The organism is Enterovibrio sp. QJM3NY_24 (assembly GCF_057786035.1).
The window spans coordinates 1,298,690-1,324,500 of sequence record NZ_CM173519.1; the positions used below are offsets into that span (position 1 = coordinate 1,298,690).

Sequence of the window (25,811 nt, forward strand, 5' to 3'; positions counted from 1 at the left end):
AATATCTCCTAACCAAACATCGACATGGTTTGGTTCATCTGAGCCATGATTTGATTCATTTGAGTAAATTGTTTGAGGTAGCGGTCGTATGACATTTCATATTTGCGCTCAAGCTGCGTTTGCTTGTCGTCAATGCGTTCAATGTTCTGTTGTAAGGAGTCTTTGCGGCTAGTGAGCAAACCAGACGAAAACTTGAGGTAGGGTTCCATCATGCCGTCGATTGAATCGAGCAGATTGCCCTCGCCGTTAAACATTTGCTCCAGAGCAGCACCATTGCTTTTTTGTGCCTCAGCAAATTTGTCGGCATCCAGTTTCATCTTGCCTTCACGGTCAATGGAAATACCGGCTTCGCTTAGGTTCATACCGCCAAAATCTGCGCGCAAAATACTCGAAAGTTGGCTTTCGATTGAGCGAAGTGTCGGATCGTTTGCAAGCACACCACGAGACACGCCATCACCACCGATTGAGGTGTGCGCATCTAATGCGCCAACCAGCGAGTTGTAGGCATCAATAAACTTGGTGACTTGCTCTTTGGTTGATTCGCTGTCAGCACCCACATCCATGCCAATAGCCGCATCACCAGCGTCTTGCGCTTTGGTGACAGTGATGTCCACGCCATCAATCACGCCTTCAAAGGTGTTGCTACTGTTGGTGAGTTTTAGGCCGGAATCTTTCGCACCGAGCCAAATCACGGCGTCTTTCGGCGCGGTGATTTCATTGAGGTTGGTAAAGCCATCTTCAAACCAGGCTGCCCCCGTTCCAGATGCACTGACCTGAACACGGTTTGCTTCACCCGTTTCTGTGCTGGAAAGCATGAGATGGGTTTGACCATTGGAACGCACCAGCGTGGCATTCACGCCTGGGTTAGTGCTGTCACCATTGATGGATTTGACCAAATCAGACATGGTGGCTTTGCCGTCACCGTCCGTGTCGACGTTGGACAAATCAATGTCCATCTTCTCGCCGTTAACGGTAAACGACAGTGTGCCCGTGGTTGGGATTTGCGTGTTGGCATCAAGGTCTGCTGGCATACCCGCAGAGGCCTGATGCGCTGTCGCGACCTGTTCAACAAAAACCTGATAGCTACCCGCAAGCGCATTGGCGTTGGCATTGGCTGTGAAGAAACCGTCTTGCGATACCGTCGCGGTGTTTTTAATGACGCTGCTGTTGCTGCCGTTCATTTCGTTCACAGCGGTGCGAAAATCACGCAGGGCGCTTTCTACTTTTCCAAGCGCAGTGATTTGGCCTTGGTACTTGTCGGCTTGCATTTGGTAGCGGATCTGAAAAGGCTGAACATCATACGTCGCCAGTTGCGTTGCCATCGTTATTGGGTCTAACGAACTCATTGGTTTGCTCCCTGTCCATCAGGTCGATTTGGTTGTGTCGATACCATTATTTGTTTGCATCGACATGAATAAATCGCAAGATGTGTGCCATTGATTGGCGCTAATAAAAACAAGGGATTAGCGCCATTATATTAATGAAGCGGAAGAGACGTTTCCTTTAGAGACCTTCCGTTATTTCCTGCTTAATGCGCAGGCTTCCTAAGAAATAAAGGCGACGTAAAAGAGTGGGAGATTAAGGAGATATTGGTAACGAAAGGTGATCTTGAGTCAAACCAGCAAATCATCAAGCTGAGTGGTATTGAAGGTAGGCGTGTATTTAACGGAAACGATGAGTGACAGGCATCAACAACCCCATTTCTTTATTGGGGATAGAAACCTGTATTTGAATTTTTCACTCAGCGCGGCTTGGCGTTGTTGACACCTGTTGGACTAGGTCGGCGCTTCGCTTGAAATCGCTTTGGCCGTGTTCAGCAGGCTGGTTTTTGCGGCCTCAAATTGATGCTGTTTATCCATGATTTGCTCCGCCCCCGATATATTGATGGCCGCAATGATGTTGCCCAAATAATCCGTGATGGGTACCGCGATGGCCGTTGCATTGTCTGACCGATTAAACGCAAACCCCTGCTTTCTCTCAGTAGCGATGCGATGCTTCAGTTCTGGTAGCGTTTGCGGGTGTGGTTTGGAATACATATCAAGCTGGATTGTTTGGTATACCGCGCTAAGTTCGATGTCACTTAGCTGTTGCAGCAAAATTCTCCCCATCGCATTGGTATGACACGGCAACCTCGTTCCTAGTGGGATATTGACCGATAGCCGTTGAGACGCTTGGGCACGATAGATGTATAAGGTTTCGAGTCTGTCCCTTACCGCTAAATGGCACGAAATACTGGTTTCATCTCTTAAGCGCTGCAAGTGCGGGGCGGCGACATCCACCAGATGTTGACCCGCAAGATAGGAGAACCCGCGAGAAACAACTTGTGGGCCAATGGCATAGGCATTTCGTGCGACTTTTCGAAGGTAATTTTTATCGAGTAAGGTTTGTACAATTCGATAAATAGAAGATTGGCTGACACCCAACTGGTCAGCAAAGTCATTCGTACTGAGAATACGATGCTCCGCGTCATACATTTCGATGATTTCCAGCCCTCTTGCTAACGATTGAACCTGATAGTCTGCCTTGCTCATGATTTACTCATCTGTAAATGTAAAATTCATATGTGAATAAAATATGTGTTTATTTTGTGTTCATGTCCATCTTGAATGTTAATTCTTTGTGATTTCGCTTATTAAAGTGAAAAGCATCAACAACAACCAACAGGAAGGAACATGCCAGATTCAAAGGAATTTATTCTCAAAGCAACATGCGATGCATCAAGCGGGATTCTTGCAGCGGTCACTTCCTATCTGGCTGGCTTGAGTTGCTACATCTCTGAGTTGCACCAATTCGATGACGAAGAGAATGAAAATTTCTTCATGCGAGCGGTGTGTCGCATTGAGTCTCCCGATGTGGACCTAGACACCATCAAAGCGGGTTTTGAAGCGCAAGTGAGTCGTTTCAATATGGATTGGCAATTTTTTGATTCCCGCGCACCTATGCGCGTATTGATCATGGTGAGCAAGTTCGATCACTGCCTAAAAGATTTGTTGTACCGCCATGAAAATGGCGAGCTGCCAATGGACATCACCGCCGTGGTGTCCAACCACAAAGATTTGAGACCCATGGTTGAACGCGCTGGCATCCGCTTTATTTGGTTGCCAATGACCGTGCAAAACAAACCTCAGCAGGAAGCTGCACTCCTCGATGTGATGGCAGAAACACAAACGGAGTTGGTTGTTTTAGCCCGTTATATGCAGATTCTTTCCGATGATTTATGTCAAAAATTGCACGGCAAAGCGATCAATATTCATCACTCATTTTTGCCGAGCTTCAAAGGCGCAAAGCCCTATCACCAAGCCCATGCTCGTGGCGTGAAACTCATTGGTGCGACTGCGCACTACGTCACATCAGATCTCGATGAAGGGCCTATTATTCAACAGAGTGTGCAACCCGTCGGTCACACTTATTCGTCAGAAAGGTTGGTCGCCGTTGGGCGTGACACGGAAACCATCGCCCTTGCGCAAGCAGTCAGGCTTCATTTGGAGCACAGAGTCTTTATGTACGGAAATAAAACCGTCGTATTTCAATAATTAACAGAGGTAAGGATGCCAGTAAATATTATCGATGGTCGGCAACTATCCGATCTGTTGATTGAAGAGATGGCGCAAGAAGTTAAGGTAAGAATGGCGCAAGGGCATCAACAGCCTGGGCTTGCTGTGGTCTTGGTGGGTGAAGATCCAGCCAGCACCATTTATGTTCGCAACAAAATACGCTGCGCTGAAAAAGCGGGGCTATTTTCAGTGGTCACGCGCCTCGATGAAACGTGCACTCAGCAAGAATTAGAAGACGTGGTGAACGAACTGAATGAGCGTGATGACATTCATGGCATTTTGGTTCAGCTGCCTTTGCCTGAGCATCTGTCTGAAGAACGCATTATTAATCTTATTAAACCAAGTAAAGATGTGGATGGTTTTCACCCTGTCAATGTGGGTCTACTGTCATCAGGTCAAGCCTCGCTCATTCCTTGCACACCATTGGGTTGCCTTGAAATCCTCAAAAGAGAAATGGGGGATCTCTCAGGCAAACATGCCGTTGTTGTTGGGCGATCCAATATCGTCGGGAAACCGATGGCGAACCTTTTACTCCAAGCTCACTGCACCGTGAGTGTCGTTCATTCAAAATCCGTTGATGCTGCCAAGTTGTGTCAACAAGCCGATATTCTGGTCGTCGCTGTTGGCGTTCCTGAATTAGTGGATAGGCACTGGGTGAAACCGGGGGCAGTGGTGATTGATGTGGGCATCAATGCGACTGAATGTGATGGCAAGCGCAAGTTAGTCGGTGATGTCAATTTCGATGATGTTTTCGATAAATGTCAGGCGATCACACCCGTGCCTGGTGGTGTCGGTCCCATGACGATTGCCTGCTTAATCAAAAATACCTTAGTTGCGGCAAAGCAAAACTGAGGTGAAAAACGAGGCTAAGCAAAGCTTCTCTAAAGCATGCAACGGTCAGTAAAAAGCTGTTTTAAACAAAGCAAAACCATTGATTCACTATTGTAACGCGGGGAACGTACTGTGCCTTTTTCACTTTTAAAATATGGTCTGACGAATGACTATCCCTTTGAGAACGACATGGATTTGCCGATCCCTCGCGATCTCAAACGCAATTACGATGTTGTCATTATCGGTGGCGGTGGACACGGTGTTGCCACGGCGTATTACCTTGCCAAATACCACGGCATCACCAATGTGGCGATTTTGGAAAAAGGGTACCTTGGCGGGGGCAACACGGCGCGAAATACCGCGGTTATTCGTTCGAATTATTTAACGTCTGAGGGCGTTAAGTTTTACAGCGAATCCGTCAAATTATTCCAAAATCTATCGAACGAATTTGATTTCAATATCATGTATTCCTCGCGAGGTCAGCTGACGCTTGCGCATACGGATGCCGCTGTTCGCTCTTTTCGTCAACGCACCGAAGTGAATAAACATTTTGGTGGGCGCACAGAGCTGATTGACCCGCAGCAAATACGAGAACTGGTTCCTACCCTCAACATGAATCCTGCCGACATGCCAATTCTCGCTGGCCTTTGGCATATGGATGGCGCAACGGCAAGGCATGACGCCGTGGCTTGGGGTTACGCAAAAGGCGCAACACAGCGCGGCGTAGAGCTCCATCAATTGACGGAAGTCACCAACGTTAATATCGAGAACGGAAAGGTCGTGTCCGTCGAGACCAATCGTGGCACTGTCGGCTGTGGCGCGGTAGTGCAAGCGGTGGCCGGCCATAGCTCGATTGTTGCTGCCATGGCGGGATTTCGAATGCCACTCACCAGTTACCCGTTGCAAGCCATGGTCACCACCCCCGTTAAACCTTTCCTCGATCCGCTCGTCAGTTCGTCTGCGCTTCATTGTTACGTGCAGCAAACCGGTCGAGGAGAAATCGTCTTTGGTGGTGGGTCAGACCCTTACCCGCTCTACAACACACGTTCGACGCTTGATCTCAAAGAAAGCCTCATTGCCAGCGCAATCGAAATGTTCCCTTTCATGGCCAATTTCAAATTACTGCGCCAATGGGCAGGGACCACAGACATGACCAGCGACTACAGCCCAATCATGGGACTCAGCCCCGTTGACAATTACTATTTGGATGCAGGCTGGGGCACATGGGGCTTCAAGGCAACGCCCATTTGCGGCAAAACAATGGCTGCACTGGTGGCATCTGGCGGACACGTCCCAGATCTTATCGCCCCATTTTCGATGGACAGGTTTGATGCGTTCCGACAAGTCAATGAGATGGGCGCCACAGCCGCGAGCCATTAGGAGTATTGATATGAAGATAATGCGTTGTCCCTTGAATGGCCCAAGAAACATCAATGAGTTTGTCTACGGTGGTGAAGTGAAAGCCATGCCCGATCATAAAAACTGCACTGACAAAGAATGGGCTGACTATGTCTTTTACTCAGACAACACCGTCAAAGTGGTTCAAGAATGGTGGTTTCACAGTGCATCTAGCTATTGGTTTATCGCGGAAAGGCACACGGCCTCAGATGAGATTATTCGAACTTATGATCCCAGCGAAATATTTACGCAGAAAGTCTCTTTCGATGCTGACGCCGACGAAGGAAAAGGAGCGCAACCATGAGTGATGAGAAACGATTATCACCGCCGATGGGTTCTTTGATTTATCGAGATAAGACAATCAGCTTTGAATTTGAAGGAACGCGCTACAGGGGTTTTGAAGGCGATACCGTCGCCAGCGCCCTTATTGCCAATCAGCAGTGGCTGATGTCACGCTCCTTCAAATATCACCGCCCTCGTGGCCCGCTAACGATGGCAGGTCAAGATGCTAATACCCTCGTTCAATTGCCAGACGAAGCCAATGTATTAGCGGATCGCATTGATATTTCACAAGCCCCAATGGTGATGGGGCAAAATTACAATGGCTCGCTGGAAAACGACAAAGATGCGTTGTTAGAAAAAGTCGGACGGTTTATGCCCGTCGGTTTCTATTATCGCGCATTTTATAAGCCCAAGGGCGTCTGGGATAAGTGGGAGCCGCTGATTCGCAAAAAAGCGGGATTGGGGAAAGCCAACCTAGATTTTGACCCCACGTATCATGACAAAGCTTATCTGTTTTGTGATGTGATGGTGGTCGGCGCGGGGCCAGCAGGACTGAATGCGGCCATTACCGCCGCGCAACACGGTGCAAACGTACTGTTAGTTGACGAAAACAAGCAACTCGGTGGCGCACTGACTTATCATCGATTCGATATCAAGGGTGATGTGGCAGATGACGTACTCGCCAAACTCAGATCTAGCGTCTCCAATCACCCCAAGATCCGCGTCTTAACCGATGCGGTTTGTAATGCGTGGTTCACCGATAATTACCTGCCCGTGCTCACCGCCAATCGCATGTATAAGGTCAGGGCTAAACAGTGCATTGTTGCGTCAGGCGAATTCGAGCAGCACGTCGTATTTAGAAACAATGACATTCCCGGCATCGTTTTATGCAGCGCCGCAATGCGACTAATGAAACACTACGCCATCAAACCGGGCAAAAAATCGGTGGTACTAACGGGCAATGACGATGGCTATTTAACCGCCATCGAACTGACTAAACAGGGCATAGATGTTGTTTCCGTCGTCGACATGCGTATAAGCCAGAGGCGCGCTGATCTGGTCGATGCGGTTCAAACCCTGGGTATCCCCGTCATATTTGGGGCGACGGTTTATGAAGCGCAAGCACGCAACCACCACCTTTCATCGGTCGAGATCTATTCTATCGACGACCAATACAAGGTCACACAAAAAATCTCGTCAATTCCCTGCGATCTGCTTTGTGTGTCAGCCGGTTATATGCCGACTTATCAGTTGTTATGTCAAGCTGGTGCGCAACTCAGCTATGACGACAGCAACGCACGTTTTACGCTTAAAAACCTACCCGACAATCTGCACATTGCGGGCTCTGTTAATGGCATTCATGACCTTGATAAAGTGCTGGCAGATGGACAAAACGCGGCGCAAACCTGTTTAACTACACTCGGGCTGTCTGATGTTGTCAGTGACAGGGTTGAGTGCGATCTTTCAACCAATTTCCCTTGGCCTATCTTTCCTCACCCTAAAGGGAAAGACTTTGTCGATTTTGATGAAGATCTTCAATCAAAAGATATCGTGAATGCCACGCGTTTAGGTTATCGAGACATTCAACTGGTTAAACGTTTTTCGACTGTTGGCATGGGCCCCTCTCAGGGACGCCATTCCGCCTTGGCCAGCGCGAGATTGGTTGCCGAGGCCACAGGCAGAACGGTCAGTGAAACGGGCGTAACCACTGCGCGTCCGCCGTTTATCCCCGAAAAGCTCGCCTATTTAGCGGGTCGAATTTTTAACCCTGTTCGCCTCACGCCCATGCATTCAAGGCATGAAGAGCTGGGCGCACAGTTCATGCCTGCGGGCGCATGGCGTCGTCCCGCTTATTACGGCGACCCTGAACATCGACATGAACGCATTCAGCAAGAAGCGTTAGCTGTGCGACAAAATGTCGGCATCGTTGATGTCAGCACATTGGGTGGTATCGAAGTTTATGGGCCAGATGCGCCAGAGTTTTTGAATCGAATGTATACCTTTGCGTTTGTTAAGCTGCCCGTTGGTAAAACGCGTTATGCCGTGTTGACCAATGAGCAAGGCGTGGTGGTGGATGACGGCGTCGCGTGTCGTATTGCAGACGACCATTATTACGTGACCGCGACAACGAGCGGCGTTGATGCGGTTTATCGTGAAATGAAAAAGTGGAATGCCCAATGGCGATTAGATGTCGATATTGCCAATGTGACCTCCGCATTTTCAGCGGTGAATGTCGCCGGGCCAAACGCGAGGAAAGTCCTCGAGAAAGTGTGTGAAGACGTCGATTTCACCCCGGAGGCGTTCCCCTATTTGGCCTACCGAGAGGGACATATTAGCGGCATGCCAGTTCGATTGATGCGCGTCGGTTTTGTTGGGGAACTCGGGTATGAGATCCACATGCCCACACTGTTCGCGCTCAAGGTTTGGGATTTACTGATATCCGCCGGAGAAGAATTTGAGATGCGTCCCTTTGGCGTAGAAGCACAGCGGCTTCTTCGTCTGGAAAAAGGCCACATTATCGTTGGGCAAGACACCGATGGTATGTCACACCCCGGTGAATTGTCCTTGGGATGGGCCATCGCGAAAGCCAAGCCTTTCTATGTGGGTTCACGCTCTGTTGAGATAGTGATGCGCCGCGAGCAAACCCGAAAACTGGTTGGTTTTACACTCGATAAATCGTCTGCGAAGCCAGAAGAAGGCCACCTTGTGTTGGATAAAGCGGGTCAGGATTCAAGCATCACGGGAAATGTGACGTCTTGTGATTTTTCGGCAACGTTAGATGCCTATATTGGTCTGGCGTTTGTCGGCATTGATCAACAAGAACCCGGTACGTTGTTCCCTATCAGGGTCGACGGCAAAGAAGTATGGCCGGAAGTGGTCAAGTTACCTTTTTATGATCCGGAAGGTGCGCGACAGGAGGTCATTTAGCATGTTTTCATTTTTAGTCAGCACACAGCCAGCATTGAGATACAGCGATATTGAGCAAACATATTGTCTGTCTTCAATTTCGTTTTTTGATGCAACCACCTCAAACCGTGTTGGGTTCAGAGGTCAACACGCTGCTTCTTTTATAGAGCAGCAGGGGCTTGAAATACCGCCCCAGCCTAACAACGCCGTCGAAATGCGCAACGGTTTATGGGTGCTAAGGCTTAGTCTCACGGAGTTTTGGGTTCTTGATGTGGAACATCAACACACTGAAGCCATTCTGGAACTGGAAAAAGCCGCGCTTAACGCCAGCCAAGTGACTCGATTATATTGCCAACACAGTTCGGCGATGTTTGTTGTCACGGGCGATGCTTGCCCGCAGATGTTTGCGAAAGTGTGTGCGGTTGATTTTCAACCCGATGTATTTACGCCCGGTTATATCGCCCAAACATCCGTGGCGCGTGTTTCTTCTGTCGTCGTCAACACATCACAGTCCGCTTTTAAACAAACCCGTTTCTTCATTTTGAGTGATATTTCAAGTGCGGACTATTTATGGCATGCGCTTGAAGATGCCGCTTTGGAGTTTCAACAGACAACCGACAAAGAGAGATTCTCAGACAATTAATAACACCTGATTTTAGTGACAAATTCTAAAGGAGTATGTATGCCAGTTATTGCCATTTCCGAGATTCATGAGGTGTGTAAAACAGCGTTAGAAAAACATGGCGCTTTACCGTGGATCGCAGAATCTGTCGCGCTTGCTGTCGCAAAAAACGAGTCCAGACAAAACCGAATCTGCGGCTTGTACTATTTACAAAGTTATTGCGAGCAACTTGTGTCAGGGCGTGTATCAAAAGACGCCGAACCGTTAATCACGACACCCAAGCCTGGTGTTGTTCAAGTCGATGCCAAATTCGGGTTTGCACAAGCGGCTTTTGTTCGCGCTTTTCCATCCGCGTTAACTGCCGCCTCTGAGAATGGTCTCGCTGCATTAGCGATTGGTCATAGTCATACGTGTACGTCATTAGGATATTTCACCGAACAGTTTGCCCGTCGTGGCTTTATCGCTCTCGGTTTTACGAACTCTTCTCCTATTGTCGCGCCGCCCGGCGGGAAAATCCGCACCATTGGCACTAACCCAGTGGCCTTTTCTGTCCCAGATGGTGAAGGCGGCATAGCCATGCAGTTTGATCAATCCACCACGGTTGTCGCCCTTGGAAAAATCACGATGGCGAAAGAAGCAGGTGAAAGCATTCCTGAAGGCTGGGCGCTTGATGAACTTGGCAATCCAACCACTGACCCACACAAAGCACTAGCCGGTTCATTGGTCTCTGCTGGTGGGTACAAAGGCTGGGGGTTTGGCTTAATGGCGGAGTTGTTGACGGCAGGGTTAACAGGGGGAATTGCATCGCAGTTCGTCAAACCCCTAAAAGCGACACAGGGCGACCCTCATGATTTGGGTCAATATTTCTTGGTGATTGACCCTGCCAATTCCGAATCATTTTATGAACGCTGTAAACAAGTTGGCGATCTGGTTTCTCAAGACGAGGGAACGCGTTTACCGGGCCAGTTTATCAACGAGTTGACGGAGGTCGATGTTCCTGAATCCTTGTGGGACTTGGCATTAACATTATCCGATGGCCCTCATTAGCATTTCGATAGACCTTCTCGCTTGTTAGCGGCCAGATATAGACCTCTCGATGGATAATTCGTGGATGTTAAGGTCTGAAAAAATATCCCCAAAAAAACTGAGCTTTCGGTGTGTTTGGGAATAAAACCGCCTCTCGGAATTTCCACAAAAAAACCTCCCGAAGGAGGTTGAGAAAAATATCCAAGGGAGGATAAAGGAGAAATGGTGTGGCGATTAACGCAGCAGTGACATCGCCATGCCAGGCAGCTGGTTAGTCTGAGACAGAACGGTGGTGCCTGCTTGCATCAGCATTTGGTTTTTCGTCATGTTTGATGATTCAACGGCAAAGTCTGCATCCGTGATACGGCCTTTCGCTGCAGCAGTGTTTTCTGACATGTTGCCCAAGTTAACAACGGTATGGTCTAGACGGTTAATTGTCGCACCCAAACCGGCACGCGCGGCACCCACTTCATCCAGCGCCGTCGCCAGAGCGTCCATTGCAGCACCTGAATCACCCGCAGAACCAATATCTAGCGCTGGGACAGTGGCTGAAAGCGCAGTGTGTGCGGCGATAACATCAGTATCAACCGTTGTTGCTAGGTCAAGCGTTTCAGCAGAAGAAGCGCCGATTTGCAGCGTTAGACCGCCTGTTTTAATACCATCGGCGGTGATAAGTGCATCACCCGCGTATTTGGTATTGGTCATGATGTTGGTAAGCTCTGCACCTAGCTCACTGAATTCTTTTTGCAGTGCGTCTTTGTCTGCATCGGTGTTGGTGCCGTTCGATGCTTGTGTCGCTAGGTCGTTCATGCGGTAAAGAATGTTGGTCGACTCGTCAAACGCACCTTCCGCGGTTTGCAGCATTGACATACCATCTTGTGCGTTACGCATTGCTACTGACATGCCGCGTGTTTGTGCTTCCAGACGATTAGAAATTTGTAGGCCAGCTGCATCGTCCGCCGCAGAGTTAATGCGGTAACCGGTGCTCAAGCGCTCCATTGCAGTGTTCAAAAGGTTGCTGGTGCCATTCAGTGTATTCTGAGTAACAAGCGACGCGTAGTTAGTGTGCATTGATAAAGCCATCTTAAACTCCTTGGTTCACAGTCATTGGTTGCGAGGGATGCTCCCTGCTCACTAACTAGAGGCGGACGCTTGTTGCACAGAATTAATCTCAGAATGAAAAAAATCCGCGAAATCGCGGATTTATAAGCATTTTGGTGATCTCTATTCCACGTTTTGGCGGATGTCAGGGTTGTCGAAGCCCTTAAAGGATAAAGACATTGGAATGTCGCTGACATAGCCAAAGTAGTGTGATGCGCCCAGTAGGCGAAACTGATTCAGCTCACTTTGGCTGGAAATACGTCCTGCCACCCAAGGCAATCGATGAGATCGAAAAAAGCGAATCAAGGGCAATAAGCCGCTACGATCCTGTTTACTGGCTAAAGTAATGGCCAATTTCACCCTGTCTGGACGGTGACGTTTCATTAATTCAATGTGGTGACAGGGAATGGATATATCAAACCAAAGTGCAGCTGATCGCGCGCGTAATGTCGCCAGCAAGCTAACAAGACGGGGCTGTGCCTCGTCACTGACATTGATCTGCAACGAAGGAATAAGAAACGAAAAGGCGGCTTTGTCCAGTTGCAGCATCTGGGTGAGAGCATGCTGCCCCGTTGACCAGATCAGCGCATTGGCATCAACGGGCACCACGACATCGCTGACCAAATCAGGGTGAAAGGTATCAATTTGAAAGCGGCTTTGGCGTAGCGCCAAATACAAGCTGTAAAGGTCAAGACTAAAACGCATACCGTCAGACAAATCAAAGCTGTAAACGCTTTGCTCTCCACGACTGCCAAAGCGCAGTGTCACATGTTGATAAACCACCACACCAGAACGTACATCACGAATGGCCTGACACACATGGCGAATATCGTTTTGTAAAAAAGCGGCGAGGATCAGCGCATCGTCATCCGTAACGACATGCTGCTCGATGAGGTGACGTAAAGTTTGATGCATCACCTGGTGAAACGTAAAATTAGCCAAGGTTTCCTACCACGTTAATTTGCTTATTCTCGGGCACTTCGTTGTATGACAACACCGCCAATCCTTGGGTAAAGGTGCGTGCATAACGTGCAAGTAGCGGCCGTAACTGTGGCATCACTAGCAGGATGGGTACCATGCCTTGTTGCTTAAGCTGTTGTCGAATTAATGGCAGGTTCTGTTGGAACTGCCCCAAAATATTCGGCTCAATGGGGAAGCTATCAAGCATCACTGGGCCACTGGCTTGTGCTTGCTGTAACGACGTTAGCAACATCTTTTCCAATTCGTCGGAAAGGGCGTACACATTCAACTCGTTCTTTTGTCCGGCGATGAGGTTAAACAGCGTGCGTCGCAAGGTACAGCGAACATCGGCGGCCAGCAATATCGGGTCTTTGCTGTTTTCGGATGAATCCAACATGGTGTTGGCAATGGTGCGAATGTCTTTTAGTGGCACTTGATCAAGCAGCAATTGACGGTAAACCTTCAGCTGTTGTGCAGGTGTCAGGGCTGCGCCCAATGCTTGCGCGAGCTTTGGTGCTTGCTGTGTCAAACGTTGGTTCATGGCTTCTACGTCGTCGTGGGTAAACAACTCCGCCAGATTCGATTTGATGATTTTGCTGATGTGGGTCGCGATCACGGTACTGTCATCCACCACCTGATAGCCCATGTTGAGTGCTTTGGCTTTGTCCGTGTGTTCAATCCATACCGCAGGCAATTGGTAGGCAGGGTCGCTTCCCAAAATACCGTCGATTTCGCCGTAGGTTTCACCCACCGCAATAGCCATCAAGCGATCTGGTTCGATAAAGCCTTGCTCAATCACTTCGCCATTTAGCGACAAGGTGTACTGGTTAGGTTTCAGGCTTAAATTGTCGCGAATACGCACTTCAGGGAGCAAAAAACCGATCTGCTCAGACAGATTGCGGCGAACGCCACGAATACGTTGTGTGAGTGGTGCGCCTTGCTCTTTGTTGACCAAATGCACGAGACGATAGCCTAGCGCGAGTGACAGCGTGTGAACGTGGGGAATATCATCCCAAGACAACGGCGATTCCTCATGCTGCATCACATGAGAAATAGCCTCAACGTCGTCCAATTGCGAATCATTGTCTGGCGCTTTGCTCTGTCGCCAGCCCGCAAAAGCCAAGGCGCCCGCAAAGCTGAAAAAAGCCAGATGCGGCATGCCGGGAACAATACCAATCACCACCATGATGCCCGCAACGGTATAGAGCGTTGCTGGGGTGGCGAGCATTTGCTTGCGCATGGTTTCCGCCATGCCGCTGTCTGAGTCATTAATGCGGGTAACAATGATCGCTGCTGCGGTTGCCAGCAATAGCGACGGAATTTGCGCCACCAAACCATCACCAATGGTCAGTAGGGCATAGGTTTTTAGTGCTTCTGAACCGGTTAGGCCATGGTCAAACACACCAATGCTGATACCACCAATTAAGTTGATAAACAGGATTAGCATGCTTGCGATGGCATCGCCGCGTACAAACTTAGACGCGCCGTCCATTGAGCCGTGGAAATCCGCTTCATTGGCGACTTCTTTACGGCGTAATCGAGCCGTTTCTTGGTCGATTAATCCCGCGTTGAGATCCGCATCAATCGCCATTTGTTTGCCCGGCAGGGCATCCAAGGTAAAGCGGGCGGAGACCTCGGATATCCGCTCGCCACCTTTGGTGATGACCACAAAGTTAATGATCATCAATATGACGAACACCACCATACCAATTAGGTAGTTACCGCCAATTACCACCTCACCAAAGGCTTGAATGACCTTACCGGCGGCATCGCCTCCGTTGTGACCTTCAAGCAATACAATACGGGTAGATGCCACGTTTAGCGCAAGGCGAAGAAGGGTGGCGATCAGCAATATCGTTGGGAAAATGGAGAAATCGAGCGGCCGTTTTGCGCTAGTGCTGACCAGCAACACCAAGATTGCCAACACGATATTGAAAGTAAACAGAGCATCGAGCAGTAGCGGTGGCAATGGCAAAATCACCATTGCGAGCAGCATCAGCAACACGACAGGAATACCAATTCGCCCCTTCGCTGATTGTTGAAAATCTCTTAACCGATTAAGCATAGTGTCTGTTCCTTGGTGTGACAGCGGTGAGTGCAAGCTTGTACGAATGCGTGAAATAAGTTTGATGACAGAGATCTTGATGACACAGAGCTGAATGCCATAGTGTTAATGCTGCAAATGATTCGGGATCGAAAAATGAGGCAACGACATAGGCTTGTCGCCACGCCCTTCGCGAAAGGCTTTCACCTGTAACACGTACGTCAGAATATGCGCCACCGCGATATAAAGCTGACTGGGTACAGCCTGTTCAATCGCCGTGGTGTGATAAATCGATCGGGTCAGTGGCGCGGAATGGATAATTTCGACATTGTTTTCTCGCGCAATACGCTGAATGTGCATGGCGGTTTCATCCACGCCTTTTGCGACGACAAACGGTGCATCAGACAGCGAGGTATCGTATTTTAGCGCCACGGCATAGTGGGTTGGATTCACGATGACCACATCGGCACTGGGCACGGTTTTGTCGATACGCCGACGCGAAAATTGCTGTTGAATTTGACGAATACGCTGCTTCACTTCGGGACGGCCTTCGTTGTTCTTGTACTCTTCTTTTTGCTCCTGTTTAGTCATGCGAAGCTCTTTCATGTGCTCCCAGCGCTGATAAGGGATATCAATGACCCCGAACAGCAGCAGCGCAAAACCCATAAGCAACATGCCTTCAAACAAGATGTTCATGATCATCACCACACCCTGGTTCAACGGCAGGTTTTGCATACCCAGCAAAGGTTGAAGTTTGTTATCCAAAAAGCCGTAAAGTACGCTGGCAATCACTGCCACTTTCAAGGTGGATTTGATCAGCTCGACAAGCGAGCGGGTTGAGAACATGCGCCCAATCCCTTTGATCGGGTCGAGCTTACTGAGCTTGGGCAAGACATTGGCAGGTCGAAACATCCAGCCACCTAAGATCAGCGAACTTAAAACGGTGGTGACAATGATCAACAGGAACATGGGCAGTAGCAGTTCAATCAAAATACCAAGGCTGTGACCGACGTGTTCAATCGCTTGTAAGGGGTTTTCAAGATCGGCTTTGGTCAGCGACATATTGAAGCGAAACACACCCGAAATGGCTTCCCAAATTGCGGGTAATTGGCTGTAGAAATACGCTGAAACCGCAAGAAAGATAACCGCCGTGGTGAATTCTTTGGCGCGGGGGATTTGGCCTTCGCCCCTTGCCTTTTTGATCTTCTGGTCGGAAGCCTGTTCGGATTTGTCTTGTGACGATTGTTCGCTCATGCGCCCCCCACCATAAAGGTATTCAGATGGTGAAGGGTGTCATGCACGAGTTCAGTGTATTTATCGGGCACCCCGGAAATAGACAGTAAAACACTGAATAGGCCAAGTAACATGGTCATGGGAAAACCAAGGGCGTACACATTCAATGACGGCGCGGCGCGGTTCATCACACCAAAACTGATGTTTGCCAGCAACATAGAAACAATGGCAGGCAAGGCCAATGCGAGACCAGATGCAAACATCCAACCGAAGATATTGACCACGCCTTGCAGTGACATCCCGGTTAGACCAGAGCCCACAGGCCAAATGACAAAGCTTTGGATCAGAATATCGATGATCAACAAATGTCCTTCGAGGGATAAAAATAGCAAGGTGCAGAACAGCAAAAAAATTCTCGCCAATACCGCCACAGATTGACCGTTAACAGGGTCATTCATCACCGCCATACCAAGTCCCATCTGCAATGAGACGATTTGGCCTAACATGGTAAAAATGCCAAAGAACATGTGCAGGATTAAACCAAAGAACAACCCCCACATGGCTTGCTCAAAAGCCAGAAACAAAGAGGTCATGGAAAAAAGTTCAACAGCGGGCATAGCGGGCATTAAAGGCGCGGTGATCACAACAATTGAGAGCGCCAACAGGCTACGCACCCAAACGGGGATTAATGCATCACCGAAAAATGGCATGGATATAAATACGGCGCCAACACGGAAAAACGGCCACCAAAGTTGACCGAGCATGACGGAGAGTTCCGCGAAGGTGATCGCCATTAGCCGATCATGCCGGGAATGTTGTGGAACAGATAATCGAACAGATCCATGATCTTTCGCAGCATCCAGTGTCCAGCGAAAATCACCATCAACAGGGTGGTCATTAAGCGGGGCAGAAAACTCAGTGTCTGTTCATTGATTTGTGTGGCGGCTTGAAAAATCGCAATACCAAGGCCAACAATCAGCCCCGGCACGACAAGCACAGCAACCATTAAGATGATCAGCCAGACCGCGTTGGAAAAGAGGGTAACAACAAGTTCAGGTGTCATGCTGGGCTACCCAAAACTGGCGGATAAGGTGCCAACGGTCATGGCCCAACCGTCGACCAATACGAACACCACGAGCTTGAATGGCAATGAGATGATGAGGGGGGAAAGCATCATCATACCCATTGCCATCAAGACACTGGCGACCACCAAATCGATGACCAAAAAAGGGATAAACAACATAAATCCGATCTGAAATGCCGTTTTCAGTTCGCTGATCACAAAGGCAGGTAGCACCACGGCAAATGAAATGTCGTCCACGTTTTGGTTCAGTGGTTCATTGGCAATGCGTAGCATTTGCTCCAAGGCGCTTTGATGCGTTTGCGCCAACATGAAGTTTCGAACTGGCGTTTCTGCCACCGTGAACGCTTGCATCAGGGTGATGTCACCTGCGTCATAAGGCTTGAAAGCATTCTCGTAAACATCCGTCCAAACGGGGCGCATGATCAAAATGGTCAGTGACAACGCAATCCCGACGAGCACGCGGTTTGGCGGGCTTTGTTGAAGACCAAGTGCCTGACGCAAAATCGCCAACACCACGATAATGCGAGTGAAGCTCGTTCCCATCAAAATGAAGGCAGGCAGAAAACCTAGCGCTGTCATCAACAGCAGGATTTGCAGTTTTACGCTGTATTCCTGCTGGGTATCGCCATCGGTGACAGAGAGGAAAGTCAGCCCGTTGTCGGCAGCCAATGCGGGCATTGCAAACAGAGCAATGGCGGCAATCAGTCCAGGCAAACAGGATTTGAGAGAACGAAACATCAACATTGAGGATATTGCCTTTTGCTCTTGTAATCAGTCACAGAGTCAGCGACTTATTGGGTAACGCCTGCCAGTGCAGAGTCCAGCACATCAATCAGGCGCAGGCCATATTTGTCGTTGACAACAACCACTTCGGCATGGCCCATCAAGGAACCGTTTACTTTTACATCTAAGGGTTCGCCATTGAGCTTATCTAACTCGATCACACTGCCTTCGCCGGCTTTCATCAGATCGCCTAGCGCGATTTCTTTGCTGGCGACTTCCAAAGTGACCGTCACAGGGATCTTTTTGAAAAAGCTCAGATCACGCTCAGGCATGGCTAAAGGCTCAGCGATGGTTGGGGTATCGAAATCTTCCAGTTGAAAGTCGTCGAAATTCAAGTCTTCACCATTGAAGGTGGCGGTATCAGGGGATGCACTCACGTTGGAATTCCTTATTCGTGGTTCAAAATCAGTACGAGTTGTCCGTCTTGCTCGGCGACACGGCCAGTAAAGAGTTGTTGATTGCCAATGCTGACAGGCACGGTCGCAAGCAATTCAATCGGCAGAATGTCGTTTGGGGCAAGGCTAAGCACATCGCTTAATGGGAGGGTTTTCTTACTCAGAAGCACGTTTAACCGAACAGGCGTTGCAGTCAGTGACTGCGCAAACGAAGCTGACAGATCTTGGGTACGGTGCAGCCCCAATTGTTCGATCAGCGTTTGGATAAGGTTGCCTTCAATATCAAGGCTCAGCGTGCCAACCGTGTCGCCGAAATGGATTTCAAACACGGAACGAAGCCCCATGCCTTGACCTAACTCGACCTCGCACGGCGACCACATGTCGTCGGGCGCAATCCAAGCCGCGACCAATTTTGCGATACGCTCTTGTAAGCGCACATCGCTGCTGGTTAGCGTCGGTATTGTGCGTTCAATGGCCGCGCTGTAGAAACGGTCTGCCAACTTCACCAGCATCGGTGCATCAATCGTCATGTATGCCAACCCGCCATCTTGATGACGGAGGGTGGTGGTCGCGTTTTTATCGATGTCACTTAAACGTAGGGTGTGAAGGTCGATACACTCCAATTTGACATCGATCTGATTGGTTTTGAGCCAGCTTTGCAGTGCGTTGCTTAAGGTGTGGCAGGACGATTGAAGGATGTGTTGCAAATTATCACGTACCGCGTGGATGGGCTTTCCCAGCAATTCGACACTGACAGCCGGCAATTCTGAATTCGGCTTAGGCGCTGTCGTTTTCATTTATTTTTACCGCATATAAATACATCGGAGCGTGTCGCTCATCATTCCCGCTAGTCTACACAGACTTTTTTATTACGCTTTAGTTTGATTTTTAAACTATGTGACTTTCGTTCACATGTTGGATTTTAATTTATATGTCTTATTTAAAAGAATAGAGAATAAAGGTAGTTTGCATTTCTAATAAAAGTGAGTGGTTAAAAATTAATCTAATAAATATATTAATATAGATTTGTATGTTTTTTAACTTGCTCGATTAAATATTGTCCACTGACATGCAGTGCGACACTTTCTCAAGATTATGTCGTTGAATTTACGTTTGCTTCTGTCACTTACTGTTCGGTTTTTGAACTGGGGTTTTTAATGATAATCCCTTTTTTAAATGGGATTATTTCTTAGAGTGTCTAGTGGTAAAAGTGATCATCGTTCCATGGTTTGGGAAGTTTTAATTGGCTAATAGGTTATCTATGTTGAAGGGAATTCACGATTATATTTACCGCTGTAAGGTGAATGTAAATACATCCTTTTCATTAATTTTTACATTGCTTATTTCAGGTTCTGCATTCGCAAAGAATGAGGTTGTAGTTCCTATGGATTTATCATATTGGAAATATCAAGGTGGTAAATTTGAGTGCCAATTAATTCATGCGAAAGTGCCGCAGGGGAAGTTTTACTTCCGTGCACTGCCGGGTGAGCAATTAAGTTTTGAATCAGAATGGAATGGAAATAATACCGGACTCAACGTGGCGACGTTGTATCAGGTCGCGCCGCCATGGTTGCCTGATGCCCGTGAACGCAAACTGGAAGACGTCAACATTACGGCAAACAGCATCGTACGTTTCCAACACCAGATCCCTGAACTGCTCAAAGCGATGGCTGCCAGCCAGTGGGTCAATGTGGCCTACAGCGGAAGCGCACCTTCCGCCACGAAAAGCATCACGCTTCCCACGATCCGAATTCAACCAAGTCTGACCGCATTTAACCGTTGTCGCGCCAATCTACCAGGCATGAGCGTTGAAGAAGCGCGAACATTGGAGCTTCCCTTCGCGTTTGGGCAACGGTCACTGACTTTCGCACAACAGAACAAGCTAAAAGCGCTATCGAGTTATCTTGCGGTTGACGCGTCTATTTCCCGAATTTTGATTGACGGCCACACTGACAATATCGGTTCATCGGTGGTTAATCTCAACACATCGCGCCAACGCGCAGAGAACGTCGCGAGTGCGCTGCAAACGCTTGGCGTGGCCGACACACGTATTGATATTCGCGCCCACGGCGAACGTTACCCGATTGCCGACAACGTCACGCAAAAAGGGCAGGCGAAAAATCGCCGTGTCACGGTGAGATTGGTTCGAGACAGTGAACGCGTTGTGCCCTTACTCTTGCCTGCACAACAGTTAGAAGAGAAACAAGCACCAAGTAGCAATAACCAAAACACCACCCAAAGCGGCACGAAAACTGCCCCGAAAGTATTCAGCGAAGCCAGCCCTGAAACAACCAAGGTTCAATCATGAAGAATATGGAAATTTTGTTGGTCGAGCCAAATGAAACGGTTGCGCTCCCCGTCATCGATGTGTTGAAAGACGCTGGTTACAAGGTCAGACACGCAAGAACAGGGCGCAGTGCGTTACTCAACGAGCCTGCCGCGGTCACCTTGGTCAGCTCGAGTCTGTCTGATATGGGCATTCGCGAATGGGTCGCCTGTCATCAAAAACAACGTCATGGTGGCGTGGCGATTGCCATTGTTGAGCAAGATGAAGGCATTCTGGCCGCTGAAACCATGAAAGCGGGCGCCACGGATTACCTGCTTCGTCCTTTTGAATCAAAGCAATTGCTTAACCTGCTGCGCCGTGTTGAAGCGCTGGGCAAACCCATGGCGAATATCGTCGCAGAGTCTTGGCGTAGCAAGCAGGTGCTGCAACTGGCGCATCGCGCAGCCTGCACCAGTGCCAGTGTGTTAATTACGGGTGAATCTGGCACAGGTAAAGAAGTGCTGGCGCGTTACGTTCACGAACATTCTTCTCGTACCGACGAAGCGTTTGTGGCGGTTAACTGTGCAGCGATTCCCGAATCTATGCTCGAAGCGGTGTTATTTGGTCATGTGAAAGGGGCATTTACTGGCGCGCTGCAATCGCAAAGCGGCAAGTTTGAAGAAGCGAACGGCGGCACGATTTTGTTGGATGAAATCGGTGAAATGTCCCCTGCGGTGCAAGCCAAATTACTGCGTGTGCTACAAGAGCGTGAAGTCGAACGAGTGGGCAGCCACAAGACGATCAAACTTGATATCCGCGTGATAGCAGCCACTAACAAAGATTTACGTGAAGAAGTGCAAAAGGGTAATTTTCGCGAAGATTTGTACTACCGCCTCGACGTATTACCCCTTCACTGGCCACCATTGCGTGAGCGCAGTGAAGACATTCTACCTATCAGTCATTTCTTTATCGGGAAGTATCAAGACAGCAGTCAATGCCGCCTGTCCGCCGATGCCATTTCCGCTCTTAGCCAATACCAATGGCCGGGCAATATTCGAGAGCTTGAGAACGTGATTCAACGTGCGCTGGTAATGCGCCACGGTGATTACATTACCGCGCAAGATCTGATGCTGCCTGTTGAGCTAAATAGCGTGAATATTCCCATGATGCAAACAGAGCGTTTCGGCCATGTGGAAGCGAAAAAGCACGCAGAATTTCAGTTCATTCTCGACAAATTACGACAGTTTGGTGGCAACCGAACGAAAACAGCAGATGCCCTTGGCGTCTCAACCCGCGCGTTGCGTTACAAGTTGGCTGCAATGCGTGAACAAGGCATTGATTTACAGTCGTTACTTGGCTCGGCTGCTTAATCTCAATCTGCTTAACCCTATTAAAGGTGAAACATGGCTAATCACTCAATCAACCCATCGATGAACAGCGCAATGAGCGCCGAACAGCTCATGCTGACCAAAATGGATGCCATGCGTGTACAGGCGCAGCCGGATTTTATTGTTAGCGCTAACCCCTTGGATGTGAACGCGGTTAACGCCACCACCAATCAGCCGATGTCTTTTTCACAAGCCATCACCAACGTCCTCGATACGGTGAACCAGCATCAATCGACAGCGAGTCAGAAAATTACGGCTGTTGAGCTTGGGAAAAGTGATGATTTAGTGGGAGCAATGGTCGCAAGCCAAAAAGCGAGCTTATCGTTTAATGCCTTGATGCAAGTGCGCAATAAGGTCGTCAGTTCGTTTGATGACATCATGAAGATGCCGGTGTAACCATGTCTGATATATCTACTCAATTGGCCGGCGGGACAACAGTCAATGCGGGTCGCACGGCTTCGTCTAATGGCATTGCTTCTTCTGGCGGCATGGATGAATTAAGCCACAAAGTGAAACAACTGTGGTCGAGCAGCCAGCGCAATCTGGTGTTATCTGCCGTGATGGCTGCCATCGTCGCCGCCATTATTGTGGTCGCGCTGTGGAGTTCTTCTCAAACATTTCGTCCGCTTTACAGCCAGCAAGAACGTTTTGATATTGGCGAGATTGTGTCTGTGCTTGAAACCGAAGGCATTGCCTATCGTCTGCAAGAACAAAACGGCCAAGTGCTCGTGCCCGAAGGTGAAGTGGCCAAAATCCGTATGTTGCTTGCGGCAAAAGGCGTAAAAGCGCAGCTACCTACCGGATTAGACTCACTGAAAAACGATAGCTCACTCGGCACAAGCCAGTTTATGGAAACGGCCCGTTATCGTCATGGTTTAGAAGGGGAGTTAGTCCGCACTATCATTTCTCTTAACGCCGTGTCTAACGCACGCGTTCACTTAGCCATTCCGCGCCAAACCTTGTTTGTTCGTCAGAACGCAGAAAATCCGTCGGCGTCTGTGATGCTTGAACTCAAAGCAGGCGAAGATCTGAAACCGGAGCAAGTAGAAGCGATCATTAACCTGATCGTGGGCAGTGTGACAGGCATGAAGTCTGAACAAGTGTCGGTGATTGACCAATATGGTCGCCTGTTGAGTGCCGATGTTGCTTCGACCGAATCGGGTAAGGTGAATGCCAAATACCTCGACTATCAAAAAAACGTCGAGAAGCAGATTATTCAGCGCGCGTCCGACATGCTGACACCGATTGTGGGGCCAAGTAACTTCCGCGTTCAAGTCGCCGCCAACATGAACTTTAGCCAAGTGGAAGAAACGCAGGAAATTCTTGATGCAAATCCTGTCGTGCGCAACGAACACACCATTCAAAACAACTCCATCGATCAAATCGCGTTGGGCATGCCGGGCGCGTTGAGTAACCAACCGCCTGTGACTGGTGAAGTCCCAACCGAAGACAGCACCAACGCCAATGCGCGCTCTGAAATTAACCGCCAGTACGCAGTGGGCAGCAGTGTGCGTCGCACCCAATACCAGCAAGGTCAGATCCAAAACTTGAGCGTATCCGTGTTGCTTAACACAGGCGCAGCGCCAAACGGCACCGCGTGGACAGACGCTGAGAAAACGCAGATCTCCACCATGGTGATGGATGCTGTTGGCATTTCAGAAACCCGTGGCGACAGCTTGAGTTTGATGAGCTTTAACTTCACGCCAATTGAAATCAGCGCACCGCCAGCTTTGCCATGGTGGCAAGATTCGGCAGTGCAGCAACCGCTTCGTTACGTGATTGGCGGCATGTTGGGCATGGCGATGATCTTCTTTGTGCTACGACCTCTGATCATGCACCTGACAGGCGCAGATCGCCGTGCACAAGAACTGGAATTTGCGGATCCGCAAGAAGAGATGACCTACGACAACCTGCAAACGCGAGAAGAGCGCGAGCGCGAAGAAGTGCTCAACCGTCGTCTGTCTGAAAAAGGTATTGCAGTGAGTTCAGGGCTGGATGTTGGCAATGAAATGCTACCCCCACCGGGATCGCCGCTAGAAATTCAATTGAAGCACTTGCAGCTGATTGCTAACGAAGAACCAGCGCGCGTGGCAGAAATTTTGAAACAATGGATAAACGTGAATGAATACAGCACAGTCAAAGCAGAAACAACCGCTTAATCATGTCGAGCAGACCGCATTGGTACTGCTTGGCATGGGTGAAGATGCCGCGGCAAAAGTGCTGCAACACTTCAGCCGCGAAGAAACCCAACGCGTGACTCGCGCCATGGCGCATCTTAGCGGCATTCAAAGCGACAGCGCTAAAAGCGTGATTCAACATTTCTTTGAAGATTTTCGTCTGCACAGTGGTATTCGCGGAGCATCGAAAGAGTACTTATCGAATACCTTGCGCAAAGCACTGGGTAACGATTTAGCCAAAGGTTTGTTGAATAACCTTTACGGCGATGAAATTCGCAACAACATGCAGCGTTTGCAATGGGTAGAAGCCGAAGTGCTGGCGCGATTCATCACTAGCGAACACCCACAGATGCAGGCGATTTTCTTGGCTTACCTGCCAGCAGATAGTTCCTCGCTGGTGCTGAAACACTTGCCGGCGGATTACCACGATGAACTGCTTTATCGCATTGCTCGGTTACAGGATATTGACCATCAAGTGGTGCACGATCTCAACGATCTGATTGAACGCTGTATCGCGCAAGTGTCTGTTAACCAATCCGCGCCGCTGTCTGGTGTGAAGCAAGTGGCCGACATCATTAACCGCTTTGAAGGTGATCGCGCCACCTTGATGGAAATGCTCAAACTGCATGACGAAGATATTGCCAATGAGATTGAACAGAACATGTTCGACTTCATGGTACTGAGCCGTCAGCGTGAGGACACATTGGACAAACTGGTGCAGCAAATCCCAGCCGAACTATGGTCTGTGGCATTGAAAGGTGCAGAAATCACCTTGCAGCAAACCATCAAGCGTTCCATGCCACAGCGTATGGCGAAAGCATTGGAAGATGACATGCAACTGCGCGGTGCGGTGCCTTTGAGCCGTGTAGAAAGTGCGCGTGCTGAAATCATGCAGATTGTTCGTGCCCTGAGTGATTCGGGCGAGATTGAACTGGTGCTATACGAAGAAGCCACGGTGGAGTAAACCATGACAGGAAAATTCATGAAAATCCCGCCATCTGGCTACCGTGTTCACCGTTTTCCTCCGCTGGCAAAGCCAGTGGTTATGGTGGAAGACGAATTCGGTGCAGAGCAGAACTGGAATGATGTTCAGGCAGACTTGCAGCAAAAACTCGAAGCGGGTTTTCAGCAAGGATTAGAGCAAGGCCATCAAGAAGGTTTCCGCCAGGGTACAGAGCAGGGCATACAGCAAGGCTTGCTAGACGGTCAAAAAGAGGGCTTTCAGAAAGGCTTTGTGTCTGGCGAACAAGCAGGGCGACAAGCATTTCTTGATGCGGCTAAACCCGTTAACGAGCTGTTCCATACATTGTCGCATTGGCAAAAAGAGCGCGAGCAACAGCAGCGCCATATGATTTGTGAACTGGTTCAGAAAGTCGCGCAGCAAGTTATCCGCGCAGAGCTAACTCTGATGCCACAGCAAATCCTGACGCTGGTGGATGAAACCATCGACGCGTTACCGGGCAAATCAGAAAAAGTCACGGTGCATTTGAACCCTCAAGATCTGGAGCGGATCAAAAACATCAATGCCGATCTTCCTGCAACATGGAAGTTGGTGGCGAACAATGAACTGCCTGTGGGCGGCTGTCATCTGGTGACAGAAGATGCAGAAGCCGACGCCAGCTGCGATTCGCGCCTGCAAACCTGCATGGATAACGTTAAGCAGCATTTGCTTGATGAGGTGACAGTGTCACAACCTTTTAACAAGGAATCAAGCAGTACCACAGACTCACAACAGCTTGAGGCTGTGAATGACTGAAGTC

General features: G+C 49.2%; 24 protein-coding genes. 13 read left to right on the forward strand and 11 right to left on the reverse strand.

Annotated elements, in window-relative coordinates; genetic code table 11:
- Positions 1-8: 8 nt before the first annotated feature.
- Positions 9-1,346: a flagellar filament capping protein FliD gene (gene fliD, locus AC3CIC_RS05780; RefSeq protein WP_016959259.1), complete on the reverse strand. Its 1,338-nt coding sequence runs from the start codon at positions 1,344-1,346 to the stop codon at positions 9-11.
- 429 nt (positions 1,347-1,775) lie between these two features.
- Entirely contained in the window at positions 1,776-2,531 is a 756-nt protein-coding gene (locus tag AC3CIC_RS05785; RefSeq protein ID WP_488515582.1) for an IclR family transcriptional regulator, read from the reverse strand.
- Positions 2,532-2,672: 141 nt separating this feature from the next.
- Between AC3CIC_RS05785 and purU the strand changes: the two genes are divergently transcribed.
- From purU to AC3CIC_RS05820, 7 genes are all read left to right on the forward strand, one after another.
- A complete protein-coding gene (gene purU / locus AC3CIC_RS05790) occupies positions 2,673-3,533 on the forward strand; it encodes a formyltetrahydrofolate deformylase (protein ID WP_016959257.1) in 861 nt (286 codons plus the stop codon).
- Between the two features lie 15 nt (positions 3,534-3,548).
- Entirely contained in the window at positions 3,549-4,406 is an 858-nt protein-coding gene (locus AC3CIC_RS05795) for a bifunctional 5,10-methylenetetrahydrofolate dehydrogenase/5,10-methenyltetrahydrofolate cyclohydrolase (RefSeq protein ID WP_394211813.1), read from the forward strand.
- Positions 4,407-4,517: 111 nt separating this feature from the next.
- Entirely contained in the window at positions 4,518-5,765 is a 1,248-nt protein-coding gene (locus tag AC3CIC_RS05800; protein ID WP_017005824.1) for an FAD-dependent oxidoreductase, read from the forward strand.
- Positions 5,766-5,775: 10 nt separating this feature from the next.
- Positions 5,776-6,087, forward strand: a complete 312-nt coding sequence (locus AC3CIC_RS05805) for a sarcosine oxidase subunit delta (protein WP_016959254.1) — start codon at positions 5,776-5,778, stop codon at positions 6,085-6,087.
- Positions 6,084-8,993, forward strand: a complete 2,910-nt coding sequence (locus tag AC3CIC_RS05810; RefSeq protein WP_488515583.1) for an FAD-dependent oxidoreductase — start codon at positions 6,084-6,086, stop codon at positions 8,991-8,993. The genes AC3CIC_RS05805 and AC3CIC_RS05810 overlap by 4 nt, the downstream gene beginning before the upstream one ends.
- A 1-nt stretch (position 8,994) precedes the next feature.
- Complete coding sequence (locus tag AC3CIC_RS05815) at positions 8,995-9,615, forward strand: hypothetical protein (protein WP_488515584.1); 621 nt, start codon at positions 8,995-8,997, stop codon at positions 9,613-9,615.
- Between the two features lie 39 nt (positions 9,616-9,654).
- Positions 9,655-10,641 carry an Ldh family oxidoreductase gene (locus tag AC3CIC_RS05820; protein ID WP_488515585.1) on the forward strand — a complete coding sequence of 329 codons (987 nt, stop codon included), beginning with the start codon at positions 9,655-9,657 and terminating at the stop codon, positions 10,639-10,641.
- 213 nt (positions 10,642-10,854) lie between these two features.
- On the opposite strand, the gene lafA is transcribed toward AC3CIC_RS05820, so the two are convergent.
- From lafA to AC3CIC_RS05865, 9 genes are all read right to left on the reverse strand, one after another.
- Complete coding sequence (lafA, locus tag AC3CIC_RS05825; RefSeq protein ID WP_488515586.1) at positions 10,855-11,703, reverse strand: lateral flagellin LafA; 849 nt, start codon at positions 11,701-11,703, stop codon at positions 10,855-10,857.
- Positions 11,704-11,844: 141 nt separating this feature from the next.
- Positions 11,845-12,636 carry a diguanylate phosphodiesterase gene (locus tag AC3CIC_RS05830; protein WP_488515873.1) on the reverse strand — a complete coding sequence of 264 codons (792 nt, stop codon included), beginning with the start codon at positions 12,634-12,636 and terminating at the stop codon, positions 11,845-11,847.
- Between the two features lie 19 nt (positions 12,637-12,655).
- Positions 12,656-14,746, reverse strand: a complete 2,091-nt coding sequence (gene flhA / locus AC3CIC_RS05835; RefSeq protein ID WP_016959248.1) for a flagellar biosynthesis protein FlhA — start codon at positions 14,744-14,746, stop codon at positions 12,656-12,658.
- A 105-nt stretch (positions 14,747-14,851) separates the two neighbouring features.
- The gene (gene flhB / locus AC3CIC_RS05840; RefSeq protein ID WP_016959247.1) at positions 14,852-15,979 is read right to left on the reverse strand and encodes a flagellar biosynthesis protein FlhB; all 1,128 of its coding nucleotides are present in this window, start codon (positions 15,977-15,979) and stop codon (positions 14,852-14,854) included.
- Positions 15,976-16,752: a flagellar biosynthetic protein FliR gene (gene fliR, locus AC3CIC_RS05845; protein ID WP_016959246.1), complete on the reverse strand. Its 777-nt coding sequence runs from the start codon at positions 16,750-16,752 to the stop codon at positions 15,976-15,978. Before fliR ends, flhB begins: the two co-directional genes overlap by 4 nt.
- Entirely contained in the window at positions 16,752-17,021 is a 270-nt protein-coding gene (fliQ, locus tag AC3CIC_RS05850; protein WP_016959245.1) for a flagellar biosynthesis protein FliQ, read from the reverse strand. The genes fliR and fliQ overlap by 1 nt, the downstream gene beginning before the upstream one ends.
- 6 nt (positions 17,022-17,027) lie before the next feature.
- Complete coding sequence (gene fliP, locus AC3CIC_RS05855) at positions 17,028-17,786, reverse strand: flagellar type III secretion system pore protein FliP (protein WP_488515587.1); 759 nt, start codon at positions 17,784-17,786, stop codon at positions 17,028-17,030.
- Between the two features lie 47 nt (positions 17,787-17,833).
- Positions 17,834-18,202, reverse strand: coding sequence for a flagellar motor switch protein FliN (gene fliN, locus AC3CIC_RS05860; RefSeq protein WP_371733461.1), 369 nt, complete (start codon positions 18,200-18,202; stop codon positions 17,834-17,836).
- 11 nt (positions 18,203-18,213) lie between these two features.
- Positions 18,214-19,017, reverse strand: a complete 804-nt coding sequence (locus tag AC3CIC_RS05865; RefSeq protein WP_488515588.1) for a FliM/FliN family flagellar motor switch protein — start codon at positions 19,015-19,017, stop codon at positions 18,214-18,216.
- A 587-nt stretch (positions 19,018-19,604) separates the two neighbouring features.
- Here AC3CIC_RS05865 and AC3CIC_RS05870 point away from each other — a divergent pair.
- Genes AC3CIC_RS05870 through fliH form a run of 6 tightly spaced genes read left to right on the forward strand, consistent with a single transcriptional unit; the run spans position 19,605 to position 25,807 of the window.
- The gene (locus AC3CIC_RS05870; RefSeq protein WP_488515589.1) at positions 19,605-20,528 is read left to right on the forward strand and encodes a MotY family protein; all 924 of its coding nucleotides are present in this window, start codon (positions 19,605-19,607) and stop codon (positions 20,526-20,528) included.
- Positions 20,525-21,856 carry a sigma-54-dependent transcriptional regulator gene (locus tag AC3CIC_RS05875; RefSeq protein WP_488515590.1) on the forward strand — a complete coding sequence of 444 codons (1,332 nt, stop codon included), beginning with the start codon at positions 20,525-20,527 and terminating at the stop codon, positions 21,854-21,856. Before AC3CIC_RS05870 ends, AC3CIC_RS05875 begins: the two co-directional genes overlap by 4 nt.
- A gap of 33 nt (positions 21,857-21,889) precedes the next feature.
- Complete coding sequence (fliE, locus tag AC3CIC_RS05880) at positions 21,890-22,270, forward strand: flagellar hook-basal body complex protein FliE (protein ID WP_016959239.1); 381 nt, start codon at positions 21,890-21,892, stop codon at positions 22,268-22,270.
- Positions 22,271-22,272: 2 nt separating this feature from the next.
- Entirely contained in the window at positions 22,273-24,033 is a 1,761-nt protein-coding gene (gene fliF, locus AC3CIC_RS05885) for a flagellar basal-body MS-ring/collar protein FliF (protein WP_488515591.1), read from the forward strand.
- Positions 23,996-25,015: a flagellar motor switch protein FliG gene (locus AC3CIC_RS05890; protein ID WP_016959237.1), complete on the forward strand. Its 1,020-nt coding sequence runs from the start codon at positions 23,996-23,998 to the stop codon at positions 25,013-25,015. The genes fliF and AC3CIC_RS05890 overlap by 38 nt, the downstream gene beginning before the upstream one ends.
- Positions 25,016-25,033: 18 nt before the next feature.
- Complete coding sequence (fliH, locus tag AC3CIC_RS05895) at positions 25,034-25,807, forward strand: flagellar assembly protein FliH (RefSeq protein ID WP_488515874.1); 774 nt, start codon at positions 25,034-25,036, stop codon at positions 25,805-25,807.
- Positions 25,808-25,811: the final 4 nt, after the last annotated feature.